Genomic DNA, 15,020 nt, shown 5'->3' with positions numbered 1-15,020 from the left:
CATGGCGAAAATCTCCGTCGAGCGCACCATTGGACAGACCAAGAAGGCGGTGCTCGGCGGGCTCCTCGGCTTCAATGCCGAGCACATGGGGAAGCAGAAATACAAGCGTTTCGCCATCTCGCTGCGTGAAGGAGACAAGATCGTCGGCGGGATTGTCGGTGAAGTCTGGACCAAGGTGCTGTTCATTCAGCTGTTCTGGATGGAGCAGAAGCTTCGCGGCAAGAACTACGGGACGCGGCTGATAAAATCGATTGAGGACGAGGCGAGAAAGTTCGGGGCGACGCGGTCCTATGTCGATACGATGAGTTTTCAGGCGCCGGGCTTCTACCGCGCGTGCGGTTACGAGGAGTTCGGCTCCATCGAAGGCTATCCCGGCGGCGTCACACGGCACTGGTTTACGAAAGCGCTATGAGCACATCCAACTCCAAATTCCGTACCGGATCCAAGGAAGCGCCGACCGAGCCGTTCAAGCGCGCCGTAAGCTCCTGCCTGAAGGCGATCGCGAAAGCTCCAGAGCTGGACGTGACGTTTGCGGCTGAGCGACCCGGCCTTGCGCCGGGCAAGGCGCGGCTGCCGGAGCCCGCGCGCAAGATGACCAAGCGGGATGCCGCGATCGTGCGCGGCCACGCCGATTCGATCGCGCTCAAGCTCGCCTGTCACGATCCCAAGGTGCATCGCAAGCTGATGCCGGGAAATCCGCAGGCGCGCGGCGTGTTCGAGGCGGTCGAGCAGGCCCGCGTCGAAGCGATCGGCTCGCGCCGGATGTCGGGCGTTGCGAAGAACCTCACCGCGATGCTCGACGATCATTTCCACCGCGGCAAATATGACGAGATCACCGATCGCGCCGATGCGCCGCTGTCGGATGCGCTGGCGATGCTGGTGCGCGAGCGGTTGACCGGCCTCGCGCCGCCCACCGCCGCAAAGAAGATGGTCGACCTCTGGCGTCCGGTGCTGGAGGACAAGATCGGCACCCGGCTCGACAAGCTCAGCCGTGTCACCGAGGACCAGGCCAAGTTCGGCGATCTCGTGCACGACCTGTTGTCGGCGCTCGATCTCGGCGACGACCGCGATGCCGACGCCGATGATGACGAGAACGACGAGAACCAGGACGGCGAGAACGACCAGTCCGGTGCCGAGGGCTCACCCGACAGCGACGCCGCGCAGGAAATGAGCGCCGACCAGGCGCAGGCCTCGACCGACGAAATGTCGGAGAGCGCGATGGAGAGCGCGCAGGCCTCCACCAGCGATACGTTCGACGACGGCGAGCTCGGCGACGACGAGACCCCGGGCGAGGCGACGCGGCCCAATACGCGCGGCGCCAACGAGCCGCGCGGGCCGGAATATCACGCGTTTGCGCCGAAGTTCGACGAGGTGATCGCCGCCGAGGATCTCTGCGATCACGACGAGCTGGAGCGCCTGCGCTCCTATCTCGACAAGCAGCTCGCGCATCTGCAGGGTATTGTCGCGCGGCTGGCGAACCGGTTGCAGCGCCGCCTGATGGCGCAGCAGAACCGCGCCTGGGAGTTCGATCTGGAGGAGGGCATCCTCGATCCGGCGCGGCTGTCACGCGTGGTGACCGATCCCTATCATCCGCTGTCCTTCATGCATGAAAAGGAAGCGACGTTCCGCGACACCGTGGTGACGCTGCTGCTCGACAATTCCGGCTCGATGCGCGGCCGCCCGATCACGGTCGCCGCGACCTGTGCCGACATTCTCGCGCGCACGCTGGAGCGTTGCGGTGTCAAGGTCGAGATTTTGGGCTTCACCACCCGCGCCTGGAAGGGCGGGCAGTCGCGCGAGGCGTGGCTCGCCGCCGGCAAGCCGGCCAATCCCGGACGCCTCAACGATCTCCGCCACATCATCTACAAGTCCGCCGACGCACCCTGGCGGCGCGCGCGCAAGAATCTCGGCCTGATGATGCGCGAGGGTCTCCTGAAGGAGAATATCGACGGCGAGGCGCTGGACTGGGCGCACAAGCGCCTGCTCGGCCGCCCCGAGCAGCGCAAGATCCTGATGATGATTTCGGACGGCGCGCCGGTCGACGATTCCACGCTGTCGGTCAATCCCGGCAACTACCTCGAGCGGCACCTGCGCCACATCATCGAGGAGATCGAGACCCGTTCGCCCGTCGAACTGATCGCGATCGGCATTGGTCACGACGTCACGCGCTACTATCGCCGCGCTGTCACCATCGTCGATGCCGAGGAGCTCGGCGGCGCCATCACCGAGAAACTCGCTGAACTGTTCAGCGAGACCCAGGGTGTCGCGCCCGCGACCAACGGTCATCGCCGGCCGCGCCGGTTGCACTCGTGAGAGCATGTCCCCGCGCATAGGCCGCCGCCGCCTTCTGAAATATGCAGCGGCGGGGCTTTCGGTTGCGGCTGTGCCGGGCGCCACGCTGGCGCAGACGGCTGTTCAGCGCCCGCCGAGACAGGTCGTCCCTGACGAATTTTCGGTCACCACGCCTGTTTCGATCGAAGTCCATGCCCGGCAGCTCACCTCGTTCGATACCCGCGACCGGTCGCGAATGCGATTTGGCGAACTCGAATATCGCAGCGGGCTCATCCTGACCTCACCGTTTCGCGGCTTCGGCGGCTTGTCCGGCCTGCGGCTGGATGCCAAGGGCGAGCGCTTCATCGCGATCAGCGACAAGGCCGGCTGGTTCACCGGGCGCATCGTCTACAAGGGGCGCGAGATGATCGGGCTCGACGATGTCGAGGCCTCGCCGATCCTTGGGCCTGACGGCAAGCCGATCACCTCGCGCCGCTGGTTTGATACCGAGGCGCTCGCGCTCGACGGACCGCTGGTCTATGTCGGCCTCGAGCGCGTCAACCAGGTGCTGCGCTTCGATTTCACCAAAAGCTTCACGCATGCCCATGGCGAACCGATCGCGCTGCCGCCGGCGGCGCGCAAGCTGCCCTACAACAAGGGTATCGAAGCGCTGGTCGTGGTGCCCAGGGGCAACCAGCCGCTGGCGGGAACGCTGATCGCGATCTCCGAACGCGGGCTCGACGCGCAGGGCAACATTCTCGGCTTCCTGATCGGCGGCAAATCGCCCGGGCAGTTCACGGTCCGCCGCACCGACGATTTCGACGTCAGCGATGCGGTCGTTCTGCCGTCCGGCGGGCTTCTGGTTCTGGAGCGAAAATTCTCCTGGGTCGGCGGCGTCGGCATCCGCATCCGCCGTATCGCGCTTTCCTCGATCGCACCGGGCGCGCTGATCGACGGTCCCTCAATCTTCAATGCCGATCTCGGCCACGAGATCGACAACATGGAAGGCATCGACGCCCATGTCACGCCGGAGGGCGACACGGTGCTGACCCTCGTCTCCGACGACAATTTTTCGATGATCCAGCGCAATCTGCTGCTGCAGTTCACGCTGGTGGAGTGATTTTGGCCGCGAGCGCCGGAGGCGAGGCAACCGGCTATTTGCCCTCCCGGTCGGTAATTTGACGAATAGGAACGGTTCTTGCAGTGCTCCGGACGATGAAACCGGAGTTATGATGTACAAGTCCTTTCGCGCCTTCTGTATCCTGCCCTGCCTTGTCGTTACCCAGGGGGCGCATGCTGAAACCTGGCCGTCGCGGCTGATCAAGGCGACCATTCCGTTCGGCGCCGGCAGCGCTACCGACGTGGTGCCGCGCCTGGTATTCGAACGCCTGTCGACCGAACTCGGCCAGCCGATCGTGATCGAGAATCGCGCAGGCGCCGGCGGCACGCTCGGCACCGGATTGGTCGCGAAGGCCGATCCGGACGGATACAGCATTCTCGCCCATTCCTCGGCACTCGCCATTGCACCGGCGATTTTCCCTAACCTCACTTTCGACGCGACCCGGGATCTCGCCGCAGCGCTGATGATCGGCTCCAGCGCCATGGTCATGATCGTGCCGAAGGAACGCCCCTGGAAAACCATCCAGGATTTCATCGCGGACGCGAAGGCCAAGCCGGGATCGATTTCGTTCGGCTCGGTCGGCATCGGCAGCGCAGTGCATATCGCCGCCGAGAAATTCCGCCTCGCCGCCGGCATCGAAGCGACGCATGTGCCGTATCGCGGCGGACCGGAGGTGATCACCGATATCATCGGCGGGCGGATCGACCTCTATTTCTGCCCGCTCGCCACCGCCTTGCCCTTCATCCGCGAAGGCCAGGTAAAGGCGCTGCTGGTTTCAACGCCGACCCGCGCTGCCGATCTGCCCGATGTGCCGACGCCGTCGGAAATCGGTCTGAAAGGCGCCGAGAGCGTGAGCTGGTATGGCGTGTTCGTGCCGGTCAAGACGCCGCGCGACATCGTCGAAAAACTGCATGCGGCCGGAATGAAGGTGCTGGCCGATCCGGCGACGCAGGCAAGCCTGAAGAAGCTTGCCGTCGAACCGATGCCGATGAAGCCGGCCGAGATCGACGAACTCGTCAAGCGCGAGACGGCGGCCAATCTGGAGCTGATCAAGGCCGCGGGCATCGCGCCGTAGGGGGAGGGTTGCGGCTGGCGCGGGTTGAGCAGGGGAGAGCGGCTCGCTAGCATCAGGGTCGCTTTCCTGCCACTCCGGATCACCCTTTCATGAGCGCTCTGTTTACCCCGATCAAGCTGCGCAGCCTTACCCTTGCCAACCGCATCATGGTGGCGCCGATGTGCCAGTACTCCGCCGTCAATGGCGAGGCCACCGACTGGCACTTCACGCATATCAATTCGCTGGCGCTGTCGGGCGCGTCCGTGTTCTGCATCGAGGCGACTGCCGTGGAGGCGAGCGGCCGCATCACGCCGGGCTGCCTTGGCCTTTACAATGACGCTACCGAAGCTGCGCTGAAGCCGATCCTCGCCTCGGTGCGCAAGCGCTCGAAGGCTGCGGTGATGATGCAGCTCGCGCATGCCGGCCGCAAGGCGTCGAGCCACACGCCCTGGGACGGCGGACAACTGATCCAGGTGGCCGAAGGCGGCTGGCGGCCGGAGGGGCCGTCGGCGATCCCGCACAAGGAGGGCGAGACGCCGCCGGTTGCGTTTGATACCGCGGGGCTTGCCCGCGTGCGAGAGGCTTTCGTCGCTGCCACGAAACGCACCGAGCGGCTCGGCATCGATGCCATCGAGGTGCACTCGGCGCACGGCTATCTGCTGCATCAGTTCCTGTCGCCGATATCGAACCAGCGCACCGATCAATATGGCGGCAGCTTGCAAAACCGCATGCGCTTTCCGCTCGAAGTGTTCGACGCGGTACGATCAGCGTTTCCGCATGACAAGCCGGTCGGCATTCGCGTGTCCTCGACCGACTGGGTCGAGGGCGGCTGGGATCTCGCGCAGACCATCGAATTTGCGCACGAGCTGAAAAAGCGCGGCGTCGACTGGATCGATGCGTCCTCGGGCGGGGTGTCGCCGCTGCAGAAGATTCCGCTCGGCCCCGGCTACCAGGTACCGTTCGCGCAAGGAATCCGCGAGGCGACGGGCCTGACCACCATCGCCGTCGGCCTGATCACCGAGCCGAAGCAAGCCGAAGAGATCATCGCCTCCGGCAAGGCCGACATGGTCGCGCTGGCGCGCGCCATGCTCTACGACCCGCGCTGGGGCTGGCATGCCGCGGCCGAACTCGGCGGCGAAGTATTCGCGCCGCCGCAATACTGGCGCTCGCAGCCCTCGACGCAGAAAGCGCTGTTCGGCGCGACGACGTTCGGGACAAGGTAGCGCTCCTCTTCCCTTCTCCCCTTGTGGGAGAAGGTGGATCGCTGACGCGCAGCGGCAGCGAGACGGATGAGGGGTCTGTCTCCGCGGACGCAAACCCCTCATCCGGCGCTTCGCGCCACCTTCTCCCACAAGGGGAGAAGGGTAAGCAGCGTCACTCCGCCGCGCGAACCTCTGCCAAGACAATTCGTCATATCTCGGCCACACGTCACGGGTGCTATGTTCTCGCTGGCGCGCGACAGACGCGCTTTCAATAACAGCGAGGATGCCCCATGGAGATCGGATATTTCACGATGCCGTCCCATCCGCCGGAGTGCGGGTTGAAGGAGGGCCACGACTGGGACCTGCAGACGCTGCGCTGGCTTGATGAGCTCGGCTACCAGGAAGCCTGGATCGGCGAGCACCACACCGCGCCCTGGGAGCCGCATCCCTCGCCCGATCTCATTCTCGCGCAGGCGTTCCTGCAAACGAAAAACATCCGCCTCGGCCCCGGCGGCTTCCTGCTGCCCTATCATCACCCGGCGGAACTCGCCAATCGCGTCGCGATGCTCGATCACCTCTCCGGTGGCCGCCTTAACTTCGGCGTCGCGGCGAGCGGCTTGCCAAGCGACTGGGCGATGTTCAACGTCGATGGGATGTCCGGTCAGAACCGCGACATGACGCGCGAGGCGCTGGAGATCATCCTGAAAATGTGGACCGAGCCCGGCCCCTGGAGCCACGCGGGAAAATTCTGGACCGTGAACAAGCCGGACACGATGTTCGATTTCCTCAAGCCCCACATCAAGCCGCTGCAGGCGCCGCATCCGCCGATCGGCGTCGCCGGCCTCTCCAAGGGCTCGGATACGCTCAAGCTCGCCGGCGAGCGCGGCTACATTCCGATGAGCCTCAACCTCAACCCGGCCTATGTCGGCAGCCACTGGGAATCGGTGGAGATTGGCGCGGCAAAAACCGGACGCAAGCCGAAGCGCAGCGACTGGCGCATGGTGCGCGAGGTGTTCGTCGCCGATACCGACGAGGAGGCGTGGCGGCTTTCGGTCGGCGACATGATGGGCCGGATGATGACCGAATACTTCCTGCCGCTGCTCGGCCATTTCGGCTTCAAGGACTACCTCAAGGCGTCGCCCGACGTGGCCGATACCGACGTCACCGCGGAATACTGCGCGCGGAACAACTGGATCGTGGGATCACCGGCGACGGTTACCGAGAAGATCGAAAAGATCTATCACGAGGTCGGTGGCTTCGGCACGCTGCTCGTGTTCGGCTTCGACTACAAGCACAAGCCCGAGGCCTGGCACAATTCGCTGCGGCTGTTGAAGCAAGAGGTGATGCCGCGGCTCAAGCACCTCGACGCCGGAGTGGCGAAAGCGGCGTGAGCACTCTTCCTTCTCCCACAAGGGAGAAGGAAGTGGGCTGTATCCTCCGTCATTGCGAGCGAAGCGAAGCAATCCATCTCTCGGCATAACGGATGGATGGATTGCTTCGTCGCTTCGCTCCTCGCAATGACGGTGGAGGCAGCGCCGGCTTTTCAGCCTCAATGCGTCTGCGGTTTCGCATCCGCGGCGCGGACTTGCCAGAATTTCAGCAGGCGGCGGGCGCTCTCTACCGTCAGCTTGGCGTACTGCTCTTTCGCCTTTGCCAGTTCATGCCGGCCCATGCTGCCGGAGGCGAAGCGGGCCTCGAGCACGGCGGCGACGGTTTCCCAGTCAAGGCCGGCGACGCGGCAGGGGATCAAGACGCCGTCATCACGCAGGCTCTGCATCACCGGGCGGATCACCTCGACGCTCGACCCCGACAGTTCGGCCAGCGCCGCGACTGTCTCGGCATACTTCCGCTCATTCGCGAACGCCTTCAGCGCCGGCTCGCTCAGCTTGCCGTGCTTGGCGAGCGCCGCGACGAAGCGGCGCGCGGCGACGAAATCGCGGGTGCGCGACATTTCGCGGCTGGCGCCATTGACGGCGGTCGCGATCGCGTTGCGGAGTTCCTCGAACATATGCGGCGGCGCGCGCGACAGCAGCCGCTGGCGCACGGCTTCAGTTGCGTTCTTCAATAGTTGATGCCGTTGATCGGCCGGCAGGTCGACGCGAATGCCGGTCTCGACCGCGAGATCCGGATCGTTCTCCGCCTGCTTCAGCACGATGGCAAAGCCTGACGCCGACATCCGCGCGCCGGGATTGGTAACGAGCCGCCGGCTGACCGAAGGATAATACCGCTTCAAAAGCGCATCTGTGACGATCTCGGTCAGCCACCAGCGCCCGGAGATCGCGAGCAAATGCTGCTCGCCCTTGGTCTCGGCGAGCTCGACAAGGTCCTCGGCCGACAGCCGCGCCGATTCGGTCAGCACCGGGCGGGCGATCGTGATCTCGTCATTGTTCGCGAGGCGCCGGACCACCGCGGCCGGGGCCTGCTTGATGGAGGCAAGCTGGGTGGACGTTTCAGCGAGTGCGATGCGTGCGGCGACGTCGGCGAGCGCGCGCAGCTCGATCGTCTTGATCAGCCGTTCCAGCACGTCGCCGAACAGCTCGATCTGCTCGCCGGAATAGCTTTCGGCAGACAGCACGAACAGGTCCGTGACCTGCCGCAGCGTGTCCAGATGTTTTTCGGCGGAGCCGGCCTGGATGGCCGCCTCGACCTCGGCTGTGATCGATCGTGTCAGCATCGCTCGTCCTGAGCGTTTCGGGCCAGTTCTGGCAGCAGATGGATGAGAATAGGAAGCAGAGTTGAACGATCCGTAAACCATTGGGGTCGTGCGGCGGCGACAATTGGGCCGTAGTACTGCGGAGACAGTCGGCCAATGGCCGAGTGGTACCGGGCATGTGGCCTCTTCAAGCCAGTATTGGTTCGATCGCTGGCCGCCCCATTGAAAGCTCCGTTCCCTCCCCCTTGCGGGGGAGGGTCAGGGAGAGGGGTGGCGGCATCGGCGGTGCGGGTTGCTCGACAAGGAATCATGCGAGCGATCGCCATATCTTCGGCCCGTGCTCGTGGAGAGAACCCCTCTCCCCAGCCCTCCCCCGCAAGGGGGGAGGGAGCCGACTGCCCTTGCGGCGAAGGTGCGTGCACCTAACATTGCCGCACCCCGGCCGCAGTGACAAGCAGAGCCCCTCAATCCTCCGCGACCGCTTCCTCTGGCTCTTCCGCGCTGGCATGCGGCGGCGGGATCGGCATCGGGAATTTCTCGAACTGTTTCGGCAGGTTCACCGGGCGGTAGCTCGGCAGCGCGTCCATGCGCTGCAGCGCGCTCTCGTGGATCACCGCGCCGTCGGGAATGAAGCGCGGCTCGGCGTCGGGGATGTAATAGCCGAGATAGCTCTGCCGCGCCGGCCATTCCTTGTAACGCGCGCTCTTCGGCAGATATTCGAGCAGCCACCACGCGCCCGATAGCGAGGTGTGGAGATCGCCGCGGATATCGGGCGCGACATAGGAAAACGGGCTGCTCTTGCGCTGGACGCCCCAGGCGAGCTGGTTGACGGTCGCCTGGTTGACCGTGATCCCGCATTTGGTCGCTTCGTCGATCATCCAGAGCAGCGGATATTTGGAAAGCCCGCTTTCCTTTTCCGGATAGCCGCCGCCGATATCGGCATGCACGCCGGCGAACCACACCTGCAATATATCCTGCGGCTCGGCATGTGCATCGTTGAAGCGGTTGTGCTTGAAGGTCTGCGGGGCGTCCCACTTCTTCAGGCGGAACATGCAGCGCCGCTCGTCGATCGAGATCGCCTGCCGGAAGGTCTGCACGCTCGGGTTCACAATCGTGAACGCCAGCTCTTCCAGGCTTGGCCAGAAGAACAAGCGATCCGTTCGCGGCACGATCACGCTCGCGACCGTATCCCAGACGCCAACGAAGCGGATGGTGGGCCAGCGCGCCGAGGTGATGCGCGCGAACTGAGCGGCGTTGTCGAACGCGGTCTGCACCGCATCTTCCCCGGCGGCGACCTCGATCGCCGACTTGAATTTTGCGCGCAGCTTCGGCGCTTCATCCGAGGAGAACTGCTTGTAGGCGATCAGACCCGAGCCTGCGAGATTGACCTGCTCGGGCGTGATCAGGCCAATTTTATGAATGAGCCCCGCCAGCACCCGCACGGTATAGGCACCGCGGGAAAAGCCGAACAGGTAGATCGCATCCCCGGTCTTGTAATGGTGGACCAGGAAGGCATAGGCCGAGAGCACGTTGTCATCGAGCCCATAGCCGGTGGCGAGCCCGAGGATGGCGTTGAAATCCTGCTTGAACTTGTGCCACGGGTCCGGCCGCGCCAGCGTGCCGACCCCGGATCGTAATAGACAAGCTGCCGCGGCTCCGTCTTCTCCGTCTTGCGCAGGCAGCGATAAAGCTTGAGCACATTGGAGATGTTCTCGGAAATCTCGTTGCCGGTGCCGTCGCAGCAGATGATGATGTTGCGCATGGGGGGACTCGCGGGGGCAGGGGTGCTACCTGGGCGAGTTTAGCAGGATCTGGGGATTTTGGATGATGCTGCGAGCGCCAACGGCGCTTCGTCCACGGCCATTCCGGACCGTAAAAGGCTTCGGTTCCGGTCGCCTCGGTTACTGCGCGAATCTTTAAGTGGGACGCTATTTTTTTGTTCTAGCGCCCAGTAGTGGAATTGCCACTCAGGACGGCTGAAGATAGTCGTATGGGGTTAAGCGCCTCGTTCGGCACTTAAGCATGTTCCGCTCCGTCGTCGTGAAAGTTGCGCGCTGCTTGCTGCACCTGCTTCAAGATGGACCCATCATCCACCAAGATGGTTTCAGGATTTCCAAGCTGAATGTAGCGGATAGATTCGCAACGTGCGGTGATGGCGCTCGCCCTGCTTTCGATGATGTCCACGCCTTGATTTCGCTCTCGCGCGATATTTGCTAAGAGATTTCCATACCAATCTTCTTGTCTCAAATTTATATCCACGTTCGACGCCAATTGAAGATTCGATCGCGGTGAGCCTTCCGGGGCTGGGGGGCCGATAAGCTCATCGAGCAATTCGCTCGCGAAGGCCATGCGGAGCATTCCCGAGATAATTTCGGTCCAATTTAGAACGCGTTTCCGCGCCGATAGGGCTGCTGGGATAAAGTCTGCCAACCGGTAAACGAGCCGCGCGACAAATAAAGCTGAGTGGAATGCATTCACTGGAAGCAGCGTGGCAAGGACAGTACGAGCGCCAAGGAACAAAAAGCCGTTGCCCACTGTAGCATGTGAGGAAGCGTCGAGACCGTGCGTGTCACAAGCGCTAAGAATCACAATAGGAGGAACTCGGACTTTTCCCTGAAGCTTCCAAACGTCTATGGCCTCATCTCCTATGACAAGTTTTCCAATGGGCTCACTTGCGTTGTCTGCTCCATGACCATCAAAAATAAGGATCTGGCCATCGTAACTATTCAAGGCCTCAACAAAGTGGTCGAGCGTGGTGGCCTTCTTGAAAATTACCTCAACTTTGCCATCCCATCGCTCTCGAAGGGTGTTTATTGCTCTGGTCAAAATGTCTTTGAGCGGATCATCATCTGTAAAGGAACTAAGAACTAGAACTTTCTGAAGATCCCGCGGTTCAAAGGTAATAGTCACAGGCTCAGTCAGTAGAGCCATGAGCATATTGCCTGGAGTGGCATTGATGCGAGAGCAATCATACCGCAAGCAAAGCGGAAGATTGCCAACGGGCAGCCACTCGAGCGGCGCATCTGCAACAATCTTTAGAGGACCGCCAATGTCTTGGATAAAAGTGATTCGTTCCTTGCCTAAAGCTTCGCATAACCCATCTTGAATCGAGTTAAACAGCCGTCGCGCCTTCAGGCGAGCGGCGAGTGTTTGTGATCGGTCACTTCGAGCATATGCAGAGAGTGCGGGAAAGACATGGTTGACCGCCGGAGATAGTCGAACAACGGCGGAAGCCGTCTGCGCGGCATGAACACTTAGCCCAGCCGCAAAAATTCGGAGTTCGGTCGCGCGTGAGTGGATTTATCGCTTGTGATGCAGGTGAATTTTGTAGATCGCTAGCGAATTCATTTGTGGTCCAGTTATGCAATCCCTTTTGCTTTTGGATGAGTCGAAGCGTTTGCCGAACCATCCTTTCTTCAGCGTGATCTTTGATCTCAATCGGTCGGTAGTTAATCCTGTAGAGAGCAGGTTCGGCGAGGATTAGCGCTGGGCGCAAAAGCGTCATCGCGTGAAATGGTTGAAAACCTATCTGATCTCGAACGTCAATTACGGCCTTGGCCGTTTCCAGGATCAGGTCAGTATACTCCTTCTCAGTACTGCCAATGAAGTGTTCCCCTGGTTCGACAGAGCGGCCCGATCGGAGGAGAGAGAGATAGTTAGGAATTGTTACGTTGTGTCCCTGCTGCTTGAGGCCGCTTGGAATGAATTGCGGTTCCATCCATTGCGGTAACGCAGTTTCCGTCGCGGCTCTCTGCTCATCCGAAAATAACTGCGGAGATTGATTAAGAGCCTGCAGGCAGTAATCGCGCAAGACTTCAATCGTGAAAGCTGCTGGGGTGACTCCTTCTTGAACATCGATGTTCGAAATGTGCAGCACCGGGCGCTGCTGTTGTGCCTGCCAAGCGCGAACACGCGCCGCACAAGTGCGCTCGCCCGAGAAGAGTACGACAAAGGGCGAAAGGTCGTTGGTAGACAAGCTTTCAAGAGCGCCGATGTTTAGTGGAGCCCAGCAAAGCGATCGAAAGCCGCCCATGCGTTGGGCAACTATGTCATCTATCTTCGATGTTGGTTCGAGAACATCTGCTGGCAGTCGCGCAATCATAGTCAGCGCCCATTCGACTGAGGGCCAGCTAATCGAGAAGCCTTGCAGCAGAGTGACGTCCTTGAGGTCGTCCGTTTCTAGAATGACGTAATAGTAGATCTTGAGCGCGTCAAAATGCATCTCTGAAGGCATGGCTCGTGCTGTTGGTTGGATGGCGGAGGCGGTGTCCTTGCCAAGAAGTTCTTACTTATAATACTACTGCAGATTGAAAATGATCCACAATGCCGCGTATCAGCTTTGATGCTTGCTTTACCATCGCAGTTGGTTTGTTGCACTTCTGCGCAATCGCGAACTTCTGCCTAATAAAGTGTCGAGACGTGCGGGATGGGAAAGCTATCAGTAAAAAAAAACGGCCGGGTCTTCCGACCCGGCCGCTCCAAACTCAATCCGCCGATGTAGCTTAAATCTTTAGCTCGCCTTCTTCACGAACGCGGGCTTGCCGACCTTCTTCTCGATCGCGCGCTTCAGGTCGAGGGCGCGGGGGGAGAGGACGTCGGCCTTGGCCTTGAGCAGGTAGGCGTCGAGGCCGCCATTGTGGTCGACGCTCTTGAGTGCGTTGGTCGAGACGCGCAGGCGCACGTTGCGGCCGAGCGCGTCCGAGATGAAGGTGACGTTGGTCAGGTTCGGCAGGAAGCGCCGCTTGGTCTTGATGTTCGAGTGGCTCACCTTGTGGCCCACCTGGGGGCCCTTGGCCGTCAGTTCGCAGCGCCGGGACATTGTCAAAATCCTCTTCCATCCCCGCCAAAGCCAAGCGTGTCACGCGGCCAGCGCGCGGGGGGTCCAAAATCGCGTCCATTTCCAGGAACCGCGGGTGTATAGGGGGAGACGGCCGCGAGGTCAAGGTTTGTTGGGTGGCTTGGACCATGGCCGCCGCGGTTCCAAGCCTCTGTTTTTGACGCGTTTTCTCTGGCGCGAACCGGAGGTCCACCTCCGGATCGAGTCCGAGGGCGTGCTGCGCCAGAAAACGCGATTTGTATCGTCCGCTGTAACGGCTGGTTTACTAGGGCTTCCAGTCACTTAAGGGACCATATAAAGGGCGCAATCCGCGCCGACACCATGGCTTTCGAGAGAGTGCCGTCGGCCCCAGCCATCCCGCATAGCGGCGGGCAGCCAGGAGAGGTCGGAATTGCGTGGTTATCGCGAAAACACGCGTTGTTTGCCGGATATTTCTGCCTAAATGAACATCAGCACGCGCCGACCCCGGGACTTTTCATTGGTGACCACGCCTCGCGCCGTCTCTTCGTTCGCGCCTTCTTCAAGGCTCGGGCTCGTTTTCGGCCTGTTCGTCCCGGCGCTTCTGGCGCTGGCACCGCAAGCAGCTTCCGCGCAGGGGCGGCTCGATGCGCAATATGAGGCGACGCTGGCCGGCATTCCCGTCGGCAAGGGCGCCTGGACCATCGAAATCGGCGACGACACCTTTTCCGCCTCCGCCCAAGGCGGCACCGCGGGGCTGTTGAAGGCGTTTTCCGGCGGCAGCGGCTCCGGCGCGAGCGTCGGACGCATCGTGAATGGCGCGCTGGTGGCGAGCAACTACACCGCGACAACCACCACGCAGAAGAAATCCGAGACCATCCGGATCTCGCTGGCGAACGGCAATGTGAAGGAATTTTCGTTCGACCCGGTACCGCCGGTTGATCCCGACCGCATTCCCGTCACCGAGGCGCATCGCAAGGGCGTGCTCGATCCGATGACCGGCTCGATGCTGCGCGTGCCTGGCAATGGCGAGGTGCTGTCGCCGGATTCCTGCCGCACCGGCGCAGGGATCTTCGACGGCCGCCTGCGCTATGATCTGAAACTCGATTACAAGCGCATGGAAACGGTGAAGGCCGAGCGCGGCTATCACGGGCCGGCGCTGGTCTGCGCCATCTATTTCACCCCGGTCGCCGGCTACATCCCCGACCGCCCGGTCATCAAATACCTCGCCACCGAACGGCGCATCGAAATCGCCTTCGTGCCGATTGCGGGAACCCGCATCCTGGTTCCGTTCCGAATGAGCATTCCGACGCCGTTGGGGCTCGCCATGCTGGAAGCGACGTCGTTTGTGACATCAGCGGCACCGCCGCGGGTGGCGAAGACGAATTGATTTCGAGCCGCCCGCACAGCGGCGTTGCGAGAATGATCGCGAAAGCAAAGTGAGGGACGGATACTCTATCGCTCCCTCCCCCCTTGCGGGGGAGGGTAGGGGAGAGGGGTAAGCCACGAGCACCACCGTTGCCGCTACCCCTCTCCCTAACCCTCCCCCGCAAGGGGGGAGGGAACGCGGCGTCACCTGAGGCGGCACCGATGCGCAACACAACCGCTATGAATCATGTTGACTCTTCGCCACTTCTGATTCGACACACGACTTTAAGAAATCGAGCTCAAAACCGCCGCTTGTGGAGCCCGTGCAAACTTGATCTAGTGCCTCCCTGTGCGCTTCAGCGCGAGATGTTGCGGTGAACGTATCGGGTTTCGGTAGGAGTCAGCGATTCGGACGCGATTCGTTCCAGACTCGTTCCAGAGCTTAAGCCGCGACCGCATCACCGTCGCAAAGTGAAACAGTTTCCCGTCATTGCGAGCGAAGCGAAGCAATCCATCGGGCCGCAGAAAGTATGGATTGCTTCGTCGCGTTGCTCCTC

At 61.9% G+C, this 15,020-nt stretch carries 11 protein-coding genes and 1 pseudogene; 7 read left to right on the top strand and 5 right to left on the bottom strand.

Annotated features, from left to right (window positions below; genetic code table 11):
* Window position 1: 1 nt before the first annotated feature.
* The 6 genes from QA643_RS37850 (at window position 2) to QA643_RS37825 (ending at window position 7,038) form a co-directional block, all read left to right on the top strand.
* The gene (locus QA643_RS37850) at window positions 2-412 is read left to right on the top strand and encodes a GNAT family N-acetyltransferase (protein ID WP_283030898.1); all 411 of its coding nucleotides are present in this window, start codon (window positions 2-4) and stop codon (window positions 410-412) included.
* Window positions 409-2,313: a cobaltochelatase subunit CobT gene (gene cobT, locus QA643_RS37845; protein WP_283030896.1), complete on the top strand. Its 1,905-nt coding sequence runs from the start codon at window positions 409-411 to the stop codon at window positions 2,311-2,313. The genes QA643_RS37850 and cobT overlap by 4 nt, the downstream gene beginning before the upstream one ends.
* 4 nt (window positions 2,314-2,317) lie before the next feature.
* Entirely contained in the window at window positions 2,318-3,391 is a 1,074-nt protein-coding gene (locus QA643_RS37840) for an esterase-like activity of phytase family protein (protein ID WP_283030894.1), read from the top strand.
* A gap of 112 nt (window positions 3,392-3,503) precedes the next feature.
* Window positions 3,504-4,466 carry a tripartite tricarboxylate transporter substrate-binding protein gene (locus QA643_RS37835; RefSeq protein ID WP_283030892.1) on the top strand — a complete coding sequence of 321 codons (963 nt, stop codon included), beginning with the start codon at window positions 3,504-3,506 and terminating at the stop codon, window positions 4,464-4,466.
* 89 nt (window positions 4,467-4,555) lie between these two features.
* Window positions 4,556-5,668, top strand: a complete 1,113-nt coding sequence (locus QA643_RS37830; protein ID WP_283030890.1) for an NADH:flavin oxidoreductase/NADH oxidase — start codon at window positions 4,556-4,558, stop codon at window positions 5,666-5,668.
* Between the two features lie 269 nt (window positions 5,669-5,937).
* Window positions 5,938-7,038, top strand: coding sequence for an LLM class flavin-dependent oxidoreductase (locus QA643_RS37825; RefSeq protein WP_283030888.1), 1,101 nt, complete (start codon window positions 5,938-5,940; stop codon window positions 7,036-7,038).
* 158 nt (window positions 7,039-7,196) lie between these two features.
* Here QA643_RS37825 and QA643_RS37820 read toward each other — a convergent pair whose 3' ends face one another.
* The 5 genes and pseudogenes from QA643_RS37820 to rpmB all read right to left on the bottom strand — a co-directional run bounded on the left by QA643_RS37820 (window position 7,197) and on the right by rpmB (window position 13,119).
* Entirely contained in the window at window positions 7,197-8,321 is a 1,125-nt protein-coding gene (locus QA643_RS37820; protein WP_283030886.1) for a DUF2336 domain-containing protein, read from the bottom strand.
* 443 nt (window positions 8,322-8,764) lie between these two features.
* A pseudogene (locus tag QA643_RS37815) lies at window positions 8,765-10,062 on the bottom strand (DUF2235 domain-containing protein).
* 254 nt (window positions 10,063-10,316) lie between these two features.
* Window positions 10,317-11,231, bottom strand: a complete 915-nt coding sequence (locus QA643_RS37810) for a CHAT domain-containing protein (protein ID WP_283030884.1) — start codon at window positions 11,229-11,231, stop codon at window positions 10,317-10,319.
* Window positions 11,232-11,460: 229 nt separating this feature from the next.
* On the bottom strand, window positions 11,461-12,534 hold the full coding sequence (locus tag QA643_RS37805) for a hypothetical protein (RefSeq protein WP_283030881.1): 1,074 nt from the start codon (window positions 12,532-12,534) through the stop codon (window positions 11,461-11,463).
* Between the two features lie 276 nt (window positions 12,535-12,810).
* A complete protein-coding gene (gene rpmB, locus QA643_RS37800) occupies window positions 12,811-13,119 on the bottom strand; it encodes a 50S ribosomal protein L28 (protein ID WP_283030880.1) in 309 nt (102 codons plus the stop codon).
* 499 nt (window positions 13,120-13,618) lie between these two features.
* Between rpmB and QA643_RS37795 the strand changes: the two genes are divergently transcribed.
* On the top strand, window positions 13,619-14,485 hold the full coding sequence (locus QA643_RS37795; protein WP_283030879.1) for a DUF3108 domain-containing protein: 867 nt from the start codon (window positions 13,619-13,621) through the stop codon (window positions 14,483-14,485).
* The last annotated feature ends 535 nt before the right edge of the window (window positions 14,486-15,020 follow it).

The organism is Bradyrhizobium sp. CB3481, from assembly GCF_029714305.1.
Lineage (GTDB): Bacteria > Pseudomonadota > Alphaproteobacteria > Rhizobiales > Xanthobacteraceae > Bradyrhizobium.
Note: the sequence above shows the minus strand (reverse complement) of the source record. Positions and strands in the feature narration are given on the sequence as shown.